The sequence below is a fragment of the Ditibartonella apihabitans genome, assembly GCF_002007485.1.
GTDB lineage: Bacteria > Pseudomonadota > Alphaproteobacteria > Rhizobiales > Rhizobiaceae > Bartonella > Bartonella apihabitans.
This window is the reverse complement of sequence record NZ_CP015820.1, coordinates 545,332-565,334: the sequence shown is the minus strand read 5'-3', so window position 1 is coordinate 565,334 and position 20,003 is coordinate 545,332. Positions and strand designations below refer to the sequence as shown.

The 20,003-nt window shown below is 45.6% G+C and carries 16 protein-coding genes; 12 read left to right on the top strand and 4 right to left on the bottom strand.

All coding sequences use genetic code 11. The annotated features are described in order from the left end of the window. Positions 1 to 120 precede the first annotated feature (120 nt). The 9 genes from BBC0178_RS02500 (at position 121) to fumC (ending at position 12,502) form a co-directional block, all read left to right on the top strand. Positions 121 to 2,904, top strand: coding sequence for a [protein-PII] uridylyltransferase (locus BBC0178_RS02500; protein ID WP_078039101.1), 2,784 nt, complete (start codon positions 121 to 123; stop codon positions 2,902 to 2,904). Next, entirely contained in the window at positions 2,901 to 4,463 is a 1,563-nt protein-coding gene (gene murJ / locus BBC0178_RS02495) for a murein biosynthesis integral membrane protein MurJ (protein ID WP_078039100.1), read from the top strand. Before BBC0178_RS02500 ends, murJ begins: the two co-directional genes overlap by 4 nt. Before the next feature lie 74 nt (positions 4,464 to 4,537). Next, on the top strand, positions 4,538 to 5,605 hold the full coding sequence (gene trpS / locus BBC0178_RS02490) for a tryptophan--tRNA ligase (RefSeq protein WP_078039099.1): 1,068 nt from the start codon (positions 4,538 to 4,540) through the stop codon (positions 5,603 to 5,605). Positions 5,606 to 5,740: 135 nt separating this feature from the next. Continuing rightward, the gene (locus BBC0178_RS02485) at positions 5,741 to 6,817 is read left to right on the top strand and encodes an HWE histidine kinase domain-containing protein (protein ID WP_225868333.1); all 1,077 of its coding nucleotides are present in this window, start codon (positions 5,741 to 5,743) and stop codon (positions 6,815 to 6,817) included. Positions 6,818 to 6,823: 6 nt separating this feature from the next. Continuing rightward, on the top strand, positions 6,824 to 7,315 hold the full coding sequence (locus BBC0178_RS02480) for a universal stress protein (protein ID WP_077970458.1): 492 nt from the start codon (positions 6,824 to 6,826) through the stop codon (positions 7,313 to 7,315). A gap of 168 nt (positions 7,316 to 7,483) precedes the next feature. After that, positions 7,484 to 8,059 (top strand): NifU family protein, encoded by a 576-nt coding sequence (locus BBC0178_RS02475; protein ID WP_078039098.1) that lies wholly within the window; start codon positions 7,484 to 7,486, stop codon positions 8,057 to 8,059. Between the two features lie 562 nt (positions 8,060 to 8,621). Further along, complete coding sequence (groES, locus tag BBC0178_RS02470; RefSeq protein WP_075870318.1) at positions 8,622 to 8,918, top strand: co-chaperone GroES; 297 nt, start codon at positions 8,622 to 8,624, stop codon at positions 8,916 to 8,918. 61 nt (positions 8,919 to 8,979) lie between these two features. After that, positions 8,980 to 10,614 carry a chaperonin GroEL gene (gene groL / locus BBC0178_RS02465; protein WP_077970455.1) on the top strand — a complete coding sequence of 545 codons (1,635 nt, stop codon included), beginning with the start codon at positions 8,980 to 8,982 and terminating at the stop codon, positions 10,612 to 10,614. Positions 10,615 to 11,113: 499 nt separating this feature from the next. Beyond that, positions 11,114 to 12,502: a class II fumarate hydratase gene (fumC, locus tag BBC0178_RS02460; RefSeq protein ID WP_078039097.1), complete on the top strand. Its 1,389-nt coding sequence runs from the start codon at positions 11,114 to 11,116 to the stop codon at positions 12,500 to 12,502. Between the two features lie 203 nt (positions 12,503 to 12,705). Here the strand turns inward: fumC and BBC0178_RS02455 are convergent, their stop codons facing one another. Beyond that, entirely contained in the window at positions 12,706 to 14,337 is a 1,632-nt protein-coding gene (locus tag BBC0178_RS02455) for an alpha-D-glucose phosphate-specific phosphoglucomutase (protein ID WP_078040315.1), read from the bottom strand. Between the two features lie 194 nt (positions 14,338 to 14,531). Here BBC0178_RS02455 and BBC0178_RS02450 point away from each other — a divergent pair, with 194 nt between their 5' ends. Beyond that, a complete protein-coding gene (locus BBC0178_RS02450) occupies positions 14,532 to 15,062 on the top strand; it encodes a peroxiredoxin (RefSeq protein ID WP_077970451.1) in 531 nt (176 codons plus the stop codon). Positions 15,063 to 15,306: 244 nt separating this feature from the next. Continuing rightward, a complete protein-coding gene (locus BBC0178_RS11805; RefSeq protein ID WP_188317759.1) occupies positions 15,307 to 15,483 on the top strand; it encodes a hypothetical protein in 177 nt (58 codons plus the stop codon). A 40-nt stretch (positions 15,484 to 15,523) separates the two neighbouring features. Here the strand turns inward: BBC0178_RS11805 and hisG are convergent, their stop codons facing one another. Genes hisG through hisS form a run of 3 tightly spaced genes read right to left on the bottom strand, consistent with a single transcriptional unit; the run spans position 15,524 to position 18,878 of the window. Continuing rightward, positions 15,524 to 16,225 (bottom strand): ATP phosphoribosyltransferase, encoded by a 702-nt coding sequence (gene hisG, locus BBC0178_RS02440; RefSeq protein WP_078039095.1) that lies wholly within the window; start codon positions 16,223 to 16,225, stop codon positions 15,524 to 15,526. A gap of 2 nt (positions 16,226 to 16,227) precedes the next feature. After that, positions 16,228 to 17,367, bottom strand: a complete 1,140-nt coding sequence (locus BBC0178_RS02435) for an ATP phosphoribosyltransferase regulatory subunit (protein ID WP_078040314.1) — start codon at positions 17,365 to 17,367, stop codon at positions 16,228 to 16,230. A 17-nt stretch (positions 17,368 to 17,384) separates the two neighbouring features. Next, positions 17,385 to 18,878, bottom strand: coding sequence for a histidine--tRNA ligase (hisS, locus tag BBC0178_RS02430; RefSeq protein WP_078039094.1), 1,494 nt, complete (start codon positions 18,876 to 18,878; stop codon positions 17,385 to 17,387). Between the two features lie 370 nt (positions 18,879 to 19,248). Here hisS and BBC0178_RS02425 point away from each other — a divergent pair, with 370 nt between their 5' ends. Next, positions 19,249 to 19,992 carry a hypothetical protein gene (locus BBC0178_RS02425; protein ID WP_149867404.1) on the top strand — a complete coding sequence of 248 codons (744 nt, stop codon included), beginning with the start codon at positions 19,249 to 19,251 and terminating at the stop codon, positions 19,990 to 19,992. Positions 19,993 to 20,003: the final 11 nt, after the last annotated feature.

Here is a 20,003-nt window from a genome sequence, read left to right as displayed (position 1 = left end):
ACGAGGATGATGTCATCCTCTTTCTCGTGGGCTCACAAATATAGGCTATTCCAAGAACTTCAAATATAGTCTAGATTCCTTTCCAGTTACAAAAATGCGTCAGAAGCAGATCGGTCAATAATGAGCACTTCAACAAAAAATCTTGTTCTGATTGAAGAAAAAGATCTTCGTCAAAAAATGGAAGAACTCATCAAAAATGAAGAGGGTGCAGACATAGGTTTGAAAATCAAACCGAAAATTGTTTCACTTTTAAAGGCGACTATTGCTGATGGACAAAAAGAAGCGGAAATTATTCTTCAACAAAACGGTAAAGGGCGCCAATGCGCCCGCCGGTTAAGTTTGCTCATCGATACCGTCATCACAACACTTTATAATTTTGTTATCGAAAGAGTTTATCCCCTTCCCAACCCTTCAAGCGGTGAACGCATTGCTCTTGTCGCAGTTGGTGGTTATGGACGCGGAACCTTAGCGCCGCATTCCGATATAGATCTTCATTTTTTGCTGCCATGGAAACAGACACCATGGGGCGAACAGGTGATGGAATATATTCTCTATATGCTATGGGATGTTGGCCTTAAAGTCGGCCATGCAACAAGAAATATCGACGATTCAATCCGCATGGCAAAAGAGGATATGACCGCGAGAACCGCCCTCCTTGAAGCGCGTTTTCTGATCGGTAATCGGGGGATTTTCACCGAATTGATGCGCCGCTTCGAAGACGAAGTTGTCAAAGGAACTTCTCCGGCTTTTATTCGGGCAAAACTTCTGGAACGCGACCTTCGTCACAAAAAAGCCGGTGAAACACGTTATCTGGTCGAACCGAATGTTAAAGAAAGCAAAGGCGGTCAGCGCGATTTACAAACCCTGATGTGGATTGCCAAATACCATTATCGTATCACCTCGACCGACAAACTTGTAACACTTGGCGTGTTATCCAAAGCCGAGCTTCGTATTTTCAAAAAAGCCGACGATTTTTTATGGGCCGTTCGTTGTCATATGCATTTTCTAACCGGCAAGGCACAGGAGCGGTTGTCTTTTGATATCCAGCGCGATATTGCCCATCGTCTGGGCTATACCGCCCACCCCGGAATGGAAGATGTCGAACGCTTTATGAAGCATTATTTTCTTGTTGCCAAACAGGTTGGTGATTTGACGCGAATTGTTTCAGCGGCACTCGAAGAAGAATATGCAAAACCGGTTCCGGGATTAAATCGGGTATTTTTGACATTTTCCCGTCGCAAGAAAAAATTTGCCGATTATCCAGGCTTTGTCGTAGATACACAACGCATCAATATCGATGATGATGATGTTTTTATCCGCGATCCGGTCAATCTTATCCGCCTTTTTTATTTATCCGATATTCACGGGCTGGAATGCCATCCCCATGCTGTGCAGGAAGCCTCCCGTTCGCTCGGGCTCATCACCCAGAAAGTGCGTGACGACAAAGAAGCAAACCGGCTTTTTATTGCCATTCTGACCTCGCCCCGCAACCCGTCACTCATCTTGCGGCGAATGAATGAATCCGGCGTTTTGGGTAAATTCATCCCCGATTTCGGCAAGATTGTCGCGATGATGCAATTCAACATGTATCACCATTACACTGTAGACGAACATTTGTTGCGCTGTATCGCCTATCTTAGCGAGATCGATCATGGCGAAGTTTATCAGGATCATCCACTTGCTTCGGCAATTGTGCCAACGTTCAAAAAAGAGCGGACGATTCTTTTTGTTGCTTTATTTTTACACGACATTGCCAAAGGAAGGCCGGAAGACCATTCGACTGCGGGCGCAAAAATTGCCCGCAAGCTTTGCCCGCGTTTCGGACTGTCGCGAGCTGATACAGAGCTTGTTGCATGGCTCATCAAAGAACATCTCACCATGAGTATGGTTGCCCAGTCACGTGATCTCAATGACCGTAAAACAATCGAAGACTTTACCAATATTGTTCAGACAACCGACAGGCTCAAATTGCTGCTGGTTTTGACCATATGTGATATCAAAGCTGTTGGTCCCGGTGTATGGAATGGCTGGAAAGGGCAATTGTTACGCACACTTTATCACGAGACTGAAATTGTTCTGACCGGAGGTTTTTCACAAGTTCCAAGGACCGACCGCATCAACGCCTCGAAAGAACGCCTTTATAATGCACTTGAAAATTGGAGCGAAGCTGAAAAACAACATTATATCGGCCTGCAATACCCGAACTACTGGTTAACGGTTTCACCGGAAGATCAGGTCCGGCAAGCCAATTTTATCCGCGATGCCGATAAACGCAACGCCCCGCTTGCAACAATGTCGGACCCGCACCGTTTTGCCGGTGTCACAGAGCTTACAATTCTTGCGCCTGATCATCCGCGGGTTCTTTCCATTGTTACCGGTGCATGCGCTGCTGCTGGCGGCAATATTGTCGACGCCCAAATTTTTACCACCACAGATGGCCGCGCTCTTGATATCATTCTGATCACCCGCGAATTCGAGCTTGATGATGATGAAACAAGGCGGGCAAAACGTGTCGGTAAAATGATAGAAGATGCCTTGAAGGGAACCATCCGCCTGCCGGAAGTGATTGCACAACGCGCCAAACCGCGCCGTGCAGCCAAGGCCTTTGACGTTACACCAAGTGTGGAGATCAATAATACGCTGTCGGACAAATTCAGCGTCATAGAAATCGAGGGTCTCGACAGACCAGGGCTACTTTTTGAAATTACAAAAACGCTATCCGATCTTTCGCTTGACATTGCTTCTGCACATATTACGACCTTCGGAGAAAAGGTTATCGACAATTTTTATGTCAATGATCTTTTCCGTCATCAAATTATCAACCCGCAAAAACAGGCTGCTATACGCCGCAAATTACTGGCTCTTATTGCTGCTGAACAAATGGAAAATATAAAAAGAACATGAGCCTCATCAAACAATTCGCGACCGTTGCATCCGGCACGTTGATGAGTCGTCTGTTCGGCTTTGTCAGAGAAATGCTTATGGCAGCGGCTGTTGGAACAGGGCCTGTGGCCGACGCGTTCAACGCGGCCTTCCGTTTCCCCAATACATTCCGGCGCCTCTTTGCAGAAGGTGCATTCAATTCTGCCTTTGTGCCCTTGTTTGCCAAGCAGATAGAAGAAGACGGTGTCGACAGTGCACGGCGTTTTTCCGAAGAAGTCTTCGGTGTGCTGTTTTCGATATTATTGATCCTCACGATCATCATGGAGTTATCCATGCCTTTTCTGGTGCGTTATGTCATCGCACCGGGCTTTACCGATGATGCAACAAAATTCAATGCAACCATACGTTTTGCCGTGATCATGTTCCCCTATCTTGCCTGCATGTCACTGGCGGCAATGATGGGCGGAATGCTCAATTCTCTTCACCGCTATTTTGCTGCGGCAATCGCACCGGTTTTTCTCAATATTATTCTGATCGGCGTTCTCTTTTACGCATGGGTCTATAAGCTTGACCCCTGGCATGTCGGTATTGATCTTTCATGGGGCGTGATGGCCTCCGGTATTGTGCAACTCGTTATTGTGTGGATTGCCGTTGCTAATGCCGGTATGAAAATCGGTTTTCGCCTCCCGAAATTCACCGAAAATGTTCGCCGCCTCCTCTGGCTTGCATTACCGGCAGCGATTACCGGCGGCATCACACAGATTAACCTCCTCATCAATACCAATATTGCTTCTGCACAATCGGGCGCTGTCTCCTCACTTGTTTATGCCGACCGGCTTTATCAACTTCCATTGGGTGTTGTCGGCATTGCCGTTGCCACAGTACTTTTACCCGAACTTTCCCGTGCACTCAGAAGTGGCAATCTGAAAGAAGCCGATAACTTACAAAACCGGTCTGTCGAATTCACTCTGCTTTTGACCTTACCTGCTGCTGCCGCTTTTTTGGTTATGGCAGAACCGATTGTGCGCCTATTGTTCGAACGCGGGCATTTTTCTTCCCAATCAACGACAATCGTTGCAGGAATTTTATGCATATATGGTCTGGGTCTTCCGGCTTTTGTATTGATAAAAGCATTCATTCCGGGTTTCTTCGCCCGTGAAGACACCAAAACACCAATGATTTTTGCCGGAATTTCGGTGGTCGTCAATATATCACTTGCTTTGACGCTCTTTCCGGTCTTATCGGCCCGTGGAATAGCCATAGCCGAAATATCGGCCGGCTGGGTCAATGCCGTTTTACTGTTCATCACTCTTGTCAGAAGGCGCCAATGGGGACGCGATAAAGTTCTTTTAAAGCGTATTCCAAGAATATTGCTCGCGACATTGGTCATGGCAATCGCCCTCCATTATGCTGTCGGCTATCTTGATTATCCGCTGTCGGCAAAAGCTCCGTTAGCTTATCGTGCAAGCGGCGTACTTGCTCTGGTATTTGGAGCCATAATAGTCTATTTCGGTTCTGCATTTCTTTTCGGTGCAACAAATATATCGTTGCTTAAAAGAGGATTGCTGCGCAAGCGCTAAAGGTTTTCAAATGCTTTCAACAGAAAGCTTTGACACAAACAGTTATAATTTTTTGAAAGATCGGATTGTCTATTATGAGCACATTCAAACAACGTGTTTTTTCTGGAGTTCAAGCGACCGGAAATCTTCATCTGGGAAATTATCTCGGTGCGATCAAGCGTTGGGTTGAATTGCAAAAAGACTATGAATGTATCTATTGCGTGGTTGATATGCATGCACTCACTGTCAACCCCGATCCGCATGATTTGATGCGTTCAACGCGCGAAGTGACAGCAGCATTTCTGGCAGCCGGAATTGACCCGAAACACCACATTGTGTTCAACCAGTCACGCGTTCATCAGCATGCCGAGCTTGCATGGATTTTCAATTGCGTTGCCCGCATCGGCTGGATGAACCGTATGACCCAGTTTAAAGACAAAGCGGGAAAAGATCGTGAAAATGCTTCTCTCGGCCTCTTTGCCTATCCGAGTTTGATGGCTGCCGACATTCTGGTTTATCGCGCCACAAAAGTCCCTGTCGGGGAAGACCAGAAACAGCACATCGAGCTTACCCGCGACATCGCACAAAAATTCAATAATGATTATTCCGAACGCATTGCCGAACTCGGCGTGGGTGTTGAAATGCAGGTCGGTGACGAGACCGTCAACGGTTTCTTTCCGCTCACTGAAGGGTTGATCGGCGGCTCCGCCACACGTGTCATGTCACTGCGTGACGGAACGAAAAAAATGTCGAAATCCGACCCGTCCGATTTGTCGCGTATCAACCTCATCGACACGGCTGACGATATTTCCAAAAAAATCAAAAAGGCAAAAACCGATTCGGAGCCATTGCCTGACACTGTTGAGGGCCTGAATGACCGGCCGGAAGCCGATAACCTCGTAGGGATTTATGCAGCTCTTTCCGGATGTGACAAAAAAGCCGTTATAGAAGAATTTGCCGGTAAACAGTTTTCCGAATTCAAACCTGCACTTGTAGATTTGGCTGTCAGCAAATTGTCGCCGGTTACAGAAGAATTGCGTCGTCTCAATAACGAGCCTTCCTATATTGATCAGGTTTTAAGAGAAGGTGCGGAACGTGCGAGCGTTCTTGCCGAAGATACAATGAAACATGTGCGCGATATTGTGGGCTTCCTTCAAGGATGAGTTTCAAAACAATGATGATGAAGGTGCTTTAAATAAAAGCACCTTCATCTTGAAGTCCGCCGCCAAAAATAGTTTGCACAAAAAGCGAATTGCACTAAATTTGAAAATAGTGTCAATTTTCGATTGGAATATTGTGTGACGTTTTCTTTAAAAACCGAAAATAGAAAAACAGACAATAACAAGACTACCAAACCGGAGTTCCACGATAAGCTTGAAGGCGAGCGTTCCCGCTTTATTGCCGAAATCGATTTTTTAAAAGACCTTGTCCAGCAGGCACCGGGCTTTGTCATAGTTTTGCTCAATCGGGATCATCGTTTTTATCTTGTCAACAATGCCTTTATGGAACTTGTCGGTAGCAGAGAATTAATCGGGCGTACCGTCGCGGAAGCCATGCCGGAAATTCCCCGACAAGGCTTCATTGCTCTTCTTGATCAGGTTTGGGAAACCAAAGAGCCGTTCCGTGGTGCAAGTGTCCCGCTTCTCATTGAACGACCGGGCAGCGAAGAACCTGTTTTGCATTATGTCGATTTCATCCATCAACCGATCAAGAATAGCGATGGTGAGGTTATCGGTATCTATGTTCAGGGCATTGATATCACAGAACGCATCAATTTCGAAAACCAGTTACATATCCTTGCCGGCGAATCGGCCCACCGCGTTAAAAATATTTTGGCCATGGTCAATGCGGTGGTTGCACAAACACTCAAGAGCAGCTCCGATCTTGAAAGTGCGAGCGAAAAAGTGGGGGCAAGACTCAGAGCAATTGCCGAGGCGCAAAGCACTTTGAAAGAGGATAGCGGGAAAAAAAGCGACCTCAAGATACTTGTTGAAAATACTATGGCAGTTGCCATGGAAACTTATGGCAATATCAAAATCGGTGGCCCCAAGGTCAATGTATCGGAAAAGGCGGCGCTGGCGCTTGCTTTAACGCTTCACGAGCTTATGACCAATGCGATCAAATATGGAGCGCTTTCGGTTGCCTCCGGCCATGTTTCGGTGAATTGGTCTCTCTCGAAAGACGGAATTATCAATCTGAAGTGGAGTGAAAGCGACGGACCTGAAATTTCCTCCCATCATAAAAAGGGGTTCGGTTCAACGCTGATTGAACGGAGTTTGAGCTATAATCCGCATAATGACGTGAAAATTGATTATGCGCCTAAGGGGCTGATATGCCATATTCAGCTCGCTCCCGATAATGCTGCCAGCAGGTGAACAGACATGTTATCAAAACGATTAAGTCGCCAATACGGTCATAAGCGAAAATTTCTGGCAATTATTGATGAGACACCGGAATGCCGCCGTGCTGTCGCCTACGCATCAAGGCGGGCAAAAAACACCGGCGGAAGGTTGATTTTGCTTTATGTTATCGACAGTTCGGAATTCCAGCATTTCCTTGGTGTTGGTGATATTATGCGCGCTGAATCCCATGAGCAGGCGCGCCAGACCTTATCGGCAATTTCTGCAGAGGTAAGGGAAAATCTAGGGATAGAGACGGAAACCAAAATTTGCGAGGGGCAAAAGGCTGCTGAAATCGTCAAGCTTATTGAAAGTGATCAGGATATTGCGGTTCTTGTGCTTGCGGCCGGATCGGGGGCTGAAGGACCAGGGCCTCTTGTGCAGTCCATTGCGGCAAAAGGAAGCGCGTTTCCCATTCCTGTTACAATTATTCCCGATGGTTTGAGTGCGGAAGACATCGATTCCGTCGCCTGACCATTTTTTCCGCACGATTAGAAACAAAACTTTTCGTAAAAAGAAGCTCTTCACTGTAATATCATTTTGAAGGCCTGACTTGCCTCTTGAATTTTTGTTCCTTAAAGCAGCATATAAAGGTAATTGAATAATGCACCTTGCATGCCTTGACCATGAAAAGGAAATTATATGTTCATCCAGACAGAAACCACGCCCAATCCCGCAACACTAAAATTCCTGCCGGGGCGGGTTGTATTGGAAGAAGGCGTTGCCGAATTCCGTGACAAAGAAGACGCATCCGAACGTTCGCCTCTTGCTTCCAAACTTTTCGCTATTCCCGGTGTTACCGGCGTTTTTTTCGGCTATGATTTCATCACAGTCACAAAAGACAACACGGAATGGCAGCATCTGAAACCTGCAATATTGGGAACTATTATGGAACATTTCATGTCCAATAGTCCAATCATGGCAGCGCATGTCAATGATGTGCCCGATGTACCGGTTGGAGAAGAGTTTTTCTCTGACGAAGATAAAGATCTCGTTGACACGATCAAGGAGCTTATCGAAACACGGGTTCGTCCTGCTGTGGCCAATGATGGTGGTGATATCACGTTCCGCGGTTTCGAGCACGGTGTTGTCTATTTGAACATGCGTGGTTCTTGCTCGGGGTGTCCGGCTTCAACAGCAACCCTCAAACATGGAATCGAAAATCTTTTGCGTCATTTCGTTCCGGAAGTTGCAGGCGTTGAGGAATACCCCACGTGACGGATCCCGAATAGAGCGAATCCTGACTGTGGAAACTTAAAAATGTAACAATCCGAGTAGCTATGCTTGTGAATAATTCATTCTTTTTTAACCTTTTGCACAAGGACAGGATGAATCTTGTTACGATCGTTATTCTCGTCATTTGAGTGGCTATTCCGATTATTGGCGTTAAAGTAAGTTTCCTTTTTAAATTTGCGATAAGACATCCAAACGTTAGAAAAATATCTCTAGCCTTATGTGTTTAACCCATTGAAGCTTATATATTTGTTTGAATTTTTGCTCCTTTAGACAAACTCGATCGGGCCGCATTTTTTAAGCGCTGTCCGATCTCTTTTCATCAATGTTCCACAACATGCGGCTTTTTGCGCGCGTCTTTTTGCGTTGAAGGAACAAAGTTCCTAGAAGCCAATTCACTAAAAATTAAAACCACCTTCTTGACATTATAGGGGGCAATTTTTATCTGTTCTCATGAGTTAGCACTCTCTCATCGAGAGTGCTAATCGAGGAAATACCTCAACGAAATCGAGTTTAATTAAAGTTAAACATTTTAAGGGTTCAAGACATGGCAAAAACCAAATTCCGCCCATTACACGATCGCGTAGTCGTTCGTCGGGTTGAATCAGAAGAAAAAACCGCAGGTGGGATCATCATCCCAGATACAGCCAAAGAAAAGCCACAGGAAGGCGAAGTTCTCGCTGTAGGTCCGGGTGCACGTGATGAAAGCGGCAAGCTCGTTGCTCTTGACGTTAAAGCAGGCGACCGCGTTCTCTTTGGCAAATGGTCAGGAACGGAAGTCAAGCTTGATGGCGAAGACGTTCTGATTATGAAAGAATCCGACATTATGGGTATTCTCGGCTGATAGCCATTTTCCCATAAATTTTAAAAACAATTCCGGGATAATTCCCAAGGAGATATATTAAATGGCTGCAAAAGAAGTCAAATTTGGCCGCGACGCGCGTGAACGTATGTTGCGTGGTGTCGATATTCTCGCCAATGCCGTGAAAGTAACACTTGGTCCTAAGGGTCGTAACGTTGTCATCGACAAATCTTTCGGTGCTCCACGAATTACCAAAGACGGTGTTTCGGTTGCGAAAGAAATCGAACTTGAAGACAAGTTTGAAAATATGGGCGCACAGATGTTGCGCGAAGTTGCTTCCAAAACCAACGATATTGCCGGTGATGGTACCACAACAGCAACTGTTCTGGGTCAGGCAATTGTTCAGGAAGGCGCAAAAGCTGTTGCTGCCGGCATGAACCCGATGGATTTGAAGCGCGGTATCGATGCTGCTGTTAATGAAGTTGTCGAAAATCTTCTGAAAAAAGCAAAGAAAATCAAAACTTCAGCCGAAGTTGCACAGGTTGGTACCATTTCAGCAAATGGCGAAACCGAAATCGGTAAAATGATTTCCGAAGCCATGCAGAAAGTCGGCAATGAAGGCGTTATCACAGTCGAAGAAGCAAAGACTGCCGATACAGAGCTTGAAGTTGTTGAAGGTATGCAGTTCGACCGCGGTTACCTTTCACCTTACTTTGTAACCAATACAGAAAAAATGGTTGCCGATCTTGATGACCCTTACATCCTGATCCACGAAAAGAAACTTTCAAACTTGCAGGCTCTGCTTCCGGTTCTTGAAGCTGTTGTCCAGTCAAGCAAGCCTTTGCTTATCATTGCCGAGGATGTTGAAGGTGAAGCTTTGGCAACTCTCGTTGTCAACAAGTTGCGCGGCGGCTTGAAAATTGCTGCTGTCAAGGCTCCGGGCTTTGGTGATCGTCGTAAGGCAATGTTGGAAGATATCGCCATTCTGACATCCGGTCAGGTTATTTCCGACGATCTCGGCATCAAGCTCGAAAATGTCACACTCGACATGCTTGGCCGCGCAAAGAAAGTTACCGTTTCGAAAGAAAACACAACGATCGTTGACGGTGCTGGCAAGAAGCCTGAAATCAATGCACGTGTTAACCAGATCAAGGCTCAGATCGAAGAAACAACTTCCGATTATGACCGTGAAAAACTTCAAGAACGTCTTGCAAAATTGGCAGGCGGTGTTGCTGTTATCCGCGTTGGCGGTGCTACAGAAGTTGAAGTTAAAGAGAAAAAAGACCGCGTTGACGATGCTTTGAATGCAACCCGCGCCGCTGTTGAAGAAGGCATTGTTGCCGGTGGTGGCACTGCACTCCTGCGCGCAGCAGCCGATATCAAGGTTAAAGGGACCAATTCCGATCAGGAAGCCGGTATCAATATAGTTCGTCGCGCTTTGCAGGCTCCTGCCCGTCAAATTGCTACCAACGCTGGCGATGAAGCTTCTATCGTTGTTGGTAAAATTCTTGAAAACAAGAGCGAAACATTCGGCTACAACACAGCCAATGGCCAATATGGCGATTTGATTGCTCTGGGCATTGTTGACCCTGTCAAGGTTGTCCGTTCTGCTCTGCAAAACGCTGCTTCCGTTGCCGGATTGTTGATCACAACCGAAGCCATGATTGCAGAATTGCCAAAGAAAGAGGCTCCAATGCCTGCAATGCCGGGCGGCGGCATGGGCGGCATGGACTTCTAATAAAGTCTTAGACAACATTAATGAACGGGCCTTCGGGCCCGTTTTTATTTTAAATCATAATAAAACGCGCGAATAACAAATTCGCCATTATTCTATCAGGGGCTAATTTTTCAGCTTATCGCGATTTTAAAACGCGACCAAACAATTCATCCGATACGGATATTAAACAAGCCGAGATATTCGACAAGCTGATTTTCAAATTGTTCTTTTAGCCGGAGATGGTTCCCGTCCATTTATCTTCCCCCTCTAAAAATCCGTTTTTATCTCGATAATTTGTTTTAGCGGCGGTTTTTGCCATCGGAAGTCAAAATATCGGAAAAAAAATCCGCCGGATTTTAACAATCCCGTTATGGTCATCTATGTTTTATTCCAAACTTCGTTTTTTTTTCACCAAAATATGTTTAAAAACACGTTCAAGAAATAGATCTCATCCTGTTTAAGGCCTTTTCTCATTGGCTCTCTTGGTCTATCGTCTCCTCAACCACAGAGGAGTTTTATCATGGTAAAGACCCGCACAGAAACGGATACATTCGGTCCGATCGAGGTTCCTGCTGACCATTATTGGGGGGCACAAACAGAACGCTCTTTGCACAATTTCAAGATTGGCGGCGAAAGGCAGCCTCTCCCGCTCATTCACGCCTTGGGGCTTATCAAAAAAGCAGCAGCCATGGCCAATATGAAAGCGAAAAAGCTTTCGCCGGACTTAGGCAAAGCAATTATTGCAGCAGCCGATGAAGTTATTGACGGCAAACTTGACGACAATTTTCCTCTCGTCGTCTGGCAGACCGGCTCGGGTACGCAAACCAATATGAATGTCAATGAAGTCATTGCTAACCGTGCTATCGAGATGCTCGGCGGGGAAATGGGATCAAAAAAGCCTGTTCACCCCAATGACCACGTCAATATGAGCCAGTCATCAAACGACTCATTTCCGACAGCCATTCATATCTCGACAGCTTTAGAGACCATCAATAAACTTTTTCCGGCAATCGACCATCTGACGATCGCGTTGAAGGATAAGGAAAAAGAATTTTCCAAAATTATCAAAATCGGTCGCACCCACACACAGGATGCCACCCCGATTACGCTGGGACAGGAATTTTCAGGTTACCGTGCAGCGCTCGAACATAATAGAAAACGCATTGAAGCGGCACTGCAAGATGTTCTCAAACTTGCACAAGGTGGTACGGCAGTCGGTACCGGTTTGAATGCTCCAATCGGTTTCGACAAGGATTTCGTCGAAGCAGTGACCGACATTACAGGTGTTGCATTCGAAACGGCCGATAACAAATTCGAAGCTCTGGCAAGCCACGGCGCAATTACCAATTTCCACGGCAGTCTCAACGCTTTGGCGACCGATCTCTTCAAAATTGCCAATGATATTCGCCTTTTGGGCTCCGGCCCGCGCTGCGGACTTGGTGAATTGAGTTTGCCGGAAAACGAGCCCGGCTCTTCGATTATGCCTGGCAAAGTCAACCCGACCCAGTGCGAAGCGATGACTATGGTTGCTTGTCAGGTTTTTGGCAATGAAACCACGGTTACAGTTGCGGCAAGTCAGGGACATTTCGAGCTCAATGTCTATAAACCGGTTATCGCATTCAATGTTTTGCAATCGATCAAGATTTTGTCGGAATGCATGGTTTCTTTCGCAGATAATTGCGTCAAAGGCATCAAAGCCAATGAAGCACGCATCCATGATCTTCTCGAAAAATCCTTGATGCTGGTTACAGCACTTGCTCCGGCAATCGGATATGACAAAGCTGCAAAAATTGCGAAAACTGCTCATAAAAACGGTACAACACTGCGCGAAGAAGCTTTAAAGGCCGGTGTATCCGAGGCTGATTATAATCGTCTGGTCAAGCCGGAAAATATGATCCATCCGAAATGAATTAAACAAAACGAACGTTTATCGTTCCGGTTTGTTTTCGCTTCTTTAATTCAAAAGCCCTGTAAAAATTTACAGGGCTTTTTGTTATATTTGATTTACCATTTTAAAAAGGGCTTGCCGCGAGCGATAAGCGATAACTGAAAAGGCAAGGTCTATCCTTTATCTTGAAGGAACATTCCTGCCTCAACCCTCGCCTTTTATTCTCAAGTAATAACACTCGGTGCATCACGGCCGAGCTTTTTCTTCAAATCTACAAGCTCGTCGGCGGCAACAATCAAGGCAGCGAGTGCTTCTTGTGTGTTGTCATCCTGCTTCAGCGGATCCGCAACATAATGTTCCATATAAACGCGAACCGTGGCGCCCGATGTTCCGGTTCCTGACAAACGATAGACGATGCGTCCGCCACCTTCAAAGAAAATCCGGATTCCTTGATGCTCGCTTACCGAGCCATCAATCGGATCGTGATATGAAAAATCATCAGCCTTGGCGATCGTCAACCCTGCAACCTCGGTTCCGGCAAGTTTTCCAAGACGTGAGCGCAAATCCTCCATAAGAGCCTTGGCTGCGGTCTGATCAACTTCCTCGTAATCATGACGTGTATAATAGGAACGGCCGAATTGTTGCCAATGTTGTTCGACAATTTCACTTACACTTTTACCGGTTGCCGCAAGCAGATTGAGCCAGAACAATATTGCCCACAAACCGTCTTTTTCACGCACGTGATTGGAACCCGTGCCAAAGCTTTCCTCACCGCAAAATGTTACCTTTCCGGCATCAAGCAAATTGCCGAAAAATTTCCAGCCTGTCGGTGTTTCATAAATGTTGAGACCGAGTTTTTTGGCCACATAATCGGCTGCAGCACTTGTCGGCATAGAGCGTGCAATGCCGGCAATACCATTGCGATAGCCCTTAACGAGCTTTGCATTGGCAGCGAGAATAGCAAGGGAATCGGATGGTGTGACAAACCGTTTCCAGCCGACAATCATATTACGGTCGCCATCACCATCGGATGCAGCTCCAAGATCAGGCCCGTCTTCAGACATCATCAATTCATAAAGATCATGGGCATGAACGAGATTGGGGTCGGGATGGCGCCCGCCGAAATCGGGAAGCGGTGTACCATTCACAACTGTTCCTTCCTTCATGCCCAGACGTTTCTCGAAAATTTCATGAGCATATGGACCGGTCACAGCATTCAATGCATCAAAGCGGAATGTTAAACCGCCGGCAATTGCTTTGCGGATGAGGTCGAAATCGAACAGTTCTTCCATCAGATTTGCATAATCGACAACCGGATCAATGACTTCGACAACCATTGAACCGACTTGCGTTTTTCCCAGTTTTGCAATGTCGATATCGCCACAATCTTCTATTTTATAAGACGTAATTTTTTTTGAAGATTCAAAAATTGCTTTTGTTACTTTTTCCGGTGCAGGACCGCCATTGGAAATATTGTATTTGATACCGAAATCGCCGGATGGACCGCCCGGATTATGACTTGCCGACAGAATAATGCCGCCGAAGGCCTTATATTTGCGGATAAGATGGGAAGCGGCCGGTGTCGACAAAATGCCGTTCAAGCCAACTTTGATATGGCCGACTTTGTTGGCGGCAGCCATTTTTAAAATTTTCTGGATAACTTCTTTATTAAAAAAACGCCCGTCGCCTCCAAGAATAAAAAGTTTCCCGGAAACATCACCAACGCTATTGAAAATAGATTGGATGAAATTTTCGACGTAATTCGGCTTTTGGAAAACTTTCACCTTCTTCCGCAATCCGGAAGTTCCAGGATTTTGATCATCGAAGGCAGTCGTAGAAATTGTCAAAATCGCCATATTCATCACCATATGTTCTTTACTGTGATCAATTTAAAGCGATTAACCAAAAATATCGAGTATAAAATTATCAATCTTTCGGGGGCGAGCTTGCAAGTTAACGGCCGATCTCTTACCTTTCTTATGTGAATTCCGGCTCACACTGCCTGCCTTATCGGACAGGCCGAAGGATATAAAAATACAGGAGCAAATTAATGATCGGACAAAAAGTTCCAAATGTAACATTTCATACGCGTGTACGTGATGAATCTATTGGGGGTTCAAACCCGTTCCGTTGGCAAGATGTCAACACAGACGAATATTTCAAGGGCAAGCGCGTAGTATTGTTCTCCTTGCCGGGCGCATTTACCCCAACATGCTCGACCTATCAGTTGCCGGATTTTGAAAAACTTTATCCGGAATTCAAAAAGCTTGGCATTGACGAAGTTTACTGCCTTGCTGTCAATGATGCCTTCGTTATGAATGCTTGGGGCAGACACAACAAATTGCAGCACATCAAGCTTATTCCTGATGGCAATGGCGAATTCACTCGTAAAATGGGTATGCTCGTCAACAAATCCAACTTGGGTTTCGGCATGCGTTCATGGCGTTATGCTGCTGTTGTCAAAGATGGTGTTGTTGAAAAATGGTTTGAGGAAAAAGGTTTCTCGGATAACTGCGAGACTGATCCTTATGGTGAATCTTCACCACAGAACATTTTGAAAGTCCTCAAGGGCGAAAAGTAATATCAAACAAGGCTCCTGCATATCTTGGCAGGAGCCTTTTTTATTCAAGAGGTCTATATGGGTATTTCGTTCAATCTTGACGCACAAACATTGACAGCTTTGCAAAATTTCCTGCGTGATAATCATAAGATTAAAAGCGAAGCTCAAGCTGTCGAGTTTTTTTTAAAAAAATCGCTTCAGGAATTGGGCTATTTGGGTCGAGAACCGGGTGTAGGGACGAGTCCGGACCGTTTAAACTCCAGCAATGACGACTAATCTCAAAGCCGATAATTCTGATCCGGCTTCAATGGAAAAACGCCGCATTAGATCGCGTTTTTTTGTTTTGCTGGTTGCAGCTGTCATCCTTGTGATATTACTTGTCTTTATGACATTTATATTTTTCGATATGGCAGGCATCGACGCGCTGGATGCTATCGTTTGATTTAAAAAAACAAGTTTCCGCAATCAATCTCGTTCAAATTTCAGTTTTGAGCGGGAACAATTTTGCCCAATTTTTTGATAACTTCTTGAACTTCCGTCTTCTCGCGGCTTCTCAATGCCGAAACGAGCGATGCCTGTGACTTCAATATAACCCCGTCTTCCAATATCTTGAGCTTGTTTGCCCTGAGCGTCTCTCCGGTAGAGGTTATATCGACAATCATATCAGCCGAACCGGCCGCCGGTGCCCCTTCAGTTGCCCCGAGGCTTTCGACAATGCGATAGACTTGTATTCCGTGTTTTTGTGAAAAGAACTGCTGTGTCAAACGCCAGAATTTTGTTGCAATACGAAGCCGCCTTCCATGCCGTTGACGAAATTCGGCCGCAACGTCATCAAGGTCGGCCATTGTTACAACATCATGCCAGACATCAGGAACAGCAACCACCACATCGGCAAAGCCGAAACCGAGCGGAACTTCAACTTTTACTTTTGTTTCCGGATGAGCCAGTGTTTCGTTTATCAAATCTTGCCCTGTAACCCCGAGATCAACATTCCCGTAGCCAAGTTCGCGGGCAATTTCGGAAGCCGATAGAAAAAGAATATCAATATTCTTGTCATTGGCGACCGCCGCCCGATAGTTACGGTCATTATCGCCAAGAACAATCTCATAACCGGCGGCTTTCAAGGTTTCCAATGTCTTATCTTTAAGACGGCCTTTAGATGGAAGTGCAAGTGTAATTGTCATAACTATTTCCCTTGCCCCTTTTGAAACCCGATTGTGCTTTCTTCATCTTTCATGAGCCTGTCAAGCCAAACCGAAAAACCGACAGCCGGTATCGGTCGATCGGCGCCCAGCATTGTCATCAAACGATTATAACGTCCACCACCGATGACGACATCACCACTATTCTTACGAATTTCAAAAACAAAACCGGTATAATAGTCAAGCGGGCGGCCGAAAGCTGCGTCATATTCAACAGCTTCAAGCTTGATCCCTTTATTTAAAAAAGCGCGATTTCTTGCCTTGAACGGCATCAGAAACTGATCGCTCACCAATTCATATTTTTTCCCGAAATCGAAAAGTGCGTCTTCCGCGTCATCAAGGGGCAAGCGAATTGCCAAAAATTCTTCCAAAGCTTCGAGAACCGGTTTTGTAAGTTTTACTGAAGATAAAAGCTGTTTTTCCAACAGCCTTCTTGCAATTTCTGTCGGACTGCGTCCTGCCGACGGGGAAATGCCCGCATCAAGCATTTCTTCCTCTATGTAATTTGTCAATTCCGACTCATCTTGTGCTTCGACCAATTTCATAAGATTGTCCGGCAAGCTTTGTTCGCTTTTGGGTTCAGCCAGAATATGCAAAAGATCGCGTAATTGTTTGGCATTACCAAAACTGCGCAACAGCCTTTTTTGCCATGTCGGAACAAGCCCCAAGCCCTGAAGCACAGAAGCAAAAACATTCTGATCGCCCAGAAATATGGTATAGTCGATATTCGTCGATATATGCTGTAATAAGGCCGACGCATCATGAAGTGTGCGTGCATCGGCATTTGCCTCGTCGACATCTCCCAAATCTTCAATGCCTGCCTGATAAAAGCCGTTTTCGCCCGCGCGGCTCTGCCTGAAAACTTCGCCTATATAAGCATAGCGGCGTGGCGTTGTTGCACCTGTTTTAATATGCTCGATGCAGACAGGAATTGTAAATTCAGGCCGCAAGCACAGACTGTCGCCATTTTCATTTTCTGTCATAAAAATGCGGCGGCGCAAATCTTCCCCTGCCATATCCAAAAACGGTTCAGCCGGTTGCAAAATCGGAATTGAAACAGTTTGTAAATGATTATTGCCAAAAAAATCTTTGATTGCATTGGCTGTTATTTCACATCCGGTCATGTTTTTCCCGCTCGACACTATCTATTTTGTTCTTGCGCGGCGAGAATTTCTTTAACCGCGTCAACCATTTTGTTTTCGTCTACAGTAATCTGTGCCGGACGGCTTTCACGCCACGTTTTATTATCTTCAATTTCAGCCGACAATCTTGCACCTTCAACAAGGTCCTTGATCTGCACCTGATTTTCCGCCCGCTCTTGCGAACCTTGAATAATAACGCAAGGGGCATGACGGCGATCGGCATATTTCATTTGCGCTTTCATGCCCGAACCACCAACATAAAGTTCGGAACGAATACCGGCATTACGAAGCTGTGCAACCATATTCTGATAGCGTTCAAGCGAGGTCCGGTCTTTATCCATTACCAAAACGACAACCGGTCCTCTTTTTTCATCAAGGTCAAGTTTGCCAAGGTTTTTCAAGGCTGTCATCAATCTTGAAACACCGATTGAAAAACCGGTGGCCGGAACCGGTTCGCTGCGAAAACGCGATACCAATCCGTCATAACGCCCGCCGCCTCCGACCGAACCGAAAACAACTTTTTGCCCGTCTTCATTGACAACATCGAATAACAATTCGACCTCGAAAACCGGTCCCGTATAATATTCAAGCCCGCGAACAACAGATGGGTCAATTTTTATCCGTTTTTCATAACCGGCGGCTGTAAAAAGTGCCAACATATCCTGAAGCTCGTCAACGCCTTCTTTGCCACGGTTACTTCCAGCAACCACCTTCGAGAGATTATCAAGGGTGGCATGGCCATTTTCAGCACCGGCATTGATAAAGGAAAGAACTTTGGCAATTGCCTCGTCGGAAAGCTCTGCTCCTTTGGTAAAATCTCCACTTTCATCCAGCCGGCCTTTACCGAGGAGCAGCTTCACGCCTTCGGGACCGAACTTATCAAGCTTGTCGATAGCGCGAAGAACAGTGAGCCTTTTTTCTGCATTATTGTCACCTTGAAGGCCGACCAGCTCCAACACACCGTCAAGAATTTTACGGTTGTTTACGCGAACGACATAATCACCCCGATCAATACCGAGCTGTTCCATTGTATCGGCTGCCATCATGCAAATTTCGGCATCGGCAGCAACAGTCGGCGTTCCTACAGTATCGGCGTCAAATTGCATGAATTGACGGAAACGGCCTGGCCCCGGCTTCTCGTTACGGAAGACCCAGCCGACGCGATAACTGCGATAGGGCTTTGGCAGACTTTCAAAATTTTCAGCGAAATAACGTGCGAGCGGCGCTGTCAGGTCATATCGCAATGACATCCACTGCTCATCATCATCCTGAATAGAAAAAACACCGGCATTCGGACGATCCTGATCGGGGAGGAATTTTCCCAATGCATCTGTATATTCGAAAATCGGCGTTTCAACGGCTTCAAATCCGTAAAGCTCGTAGACATTGCGGATAACCGACATCATCTTTTCAGCGGCATGGAGTTCCGCACTCGTGCGATCAACAAAACCACGAGGAACGCGCGCTATCGTCTTTACCTGTCTATCTGCCATTTTATTCCTGCCGCTAAATTATTATTGAATTGAAGGATTGCTGGTTTGTAACCCATCCGACACAAAGCGGCAAGCCATGCGCGTCAAGCTCACAAAAGTTTATTTATATGAATGATTTCGGAAATTTCTTTTTTAAAAATTCAGGATACTGTTTTAATAGTAAATACCACCCTTCCGGATTTTGCCTTGCCGAACAAATAAAAGAATTTATCCACACTTTCTTTCGTCGATTGTCGACTATCAAACAAGTAAACCATTTTGTTTGTCAAAATTAATTGCTATCAATTCTACTTAATTAAATTGATCATCTTACAGTCGAAAAATGTTGAATTACCGGATTTTATTACTTGTTTTTGTATCCATTTTTTCCGTGAGCTGCGCGGATACCAAGAAAAATGACATTAATAGCGATGAAGCTGTTAATTTCTTCCAGAATACCATTTCCCAAAAAGGTGCGGCCATTGCTGTCAGAGTCGTTTATGAAGGCCGGTTTTGCCAAAGCACAACAATACGCTTGCGACAAATCGTTGGTGACAGGCTTGACCAGAAAAATTATACAAATATTTATTCCGGTAGAGATAATTATACAATTGCCGGTTTACCCGACAAAGCGATTTCGCAAACCAAATGGTTTCTTGGCAAATCGGATAAATGGTTCCTCGGTAAAGTAACCTTTGAGACGATTTCGGAAAAGCTCACCAATAAAACAATTGCAACAGCATTTTCTCCAATTGCTCCGGGCGATTATATATTGACGGGCCTTGAATGTAATATTGACGCAAATGCTCGTGTCTCGATGGGCGAAAGCGGGCACAATACCTTTTTCGCCGATTTATTTTCTCCCGAGAAGTTACCTGTGGCCGGTGCAAATTTTATCCATATCGACAAAAACGAACTTGTTGATGCCGGTATTCTCGACATAAGACATCAATCCAGTCACAGTTTTCTGTTCGGCTCCAACACTGGAACGGCAGAAGGGAGCCCGACTTCTGCCCGTTTTCAGGATTATTTGAATAGCCATTTTGCAGATCTTGCCAAAAAAATTAAATTTACCAGTTTTGAAGTTGAAAAAAGTCTGGCTTCAGCACCACAGGAAAATACCGAGAAAAAATAAGTCCGTTTTAA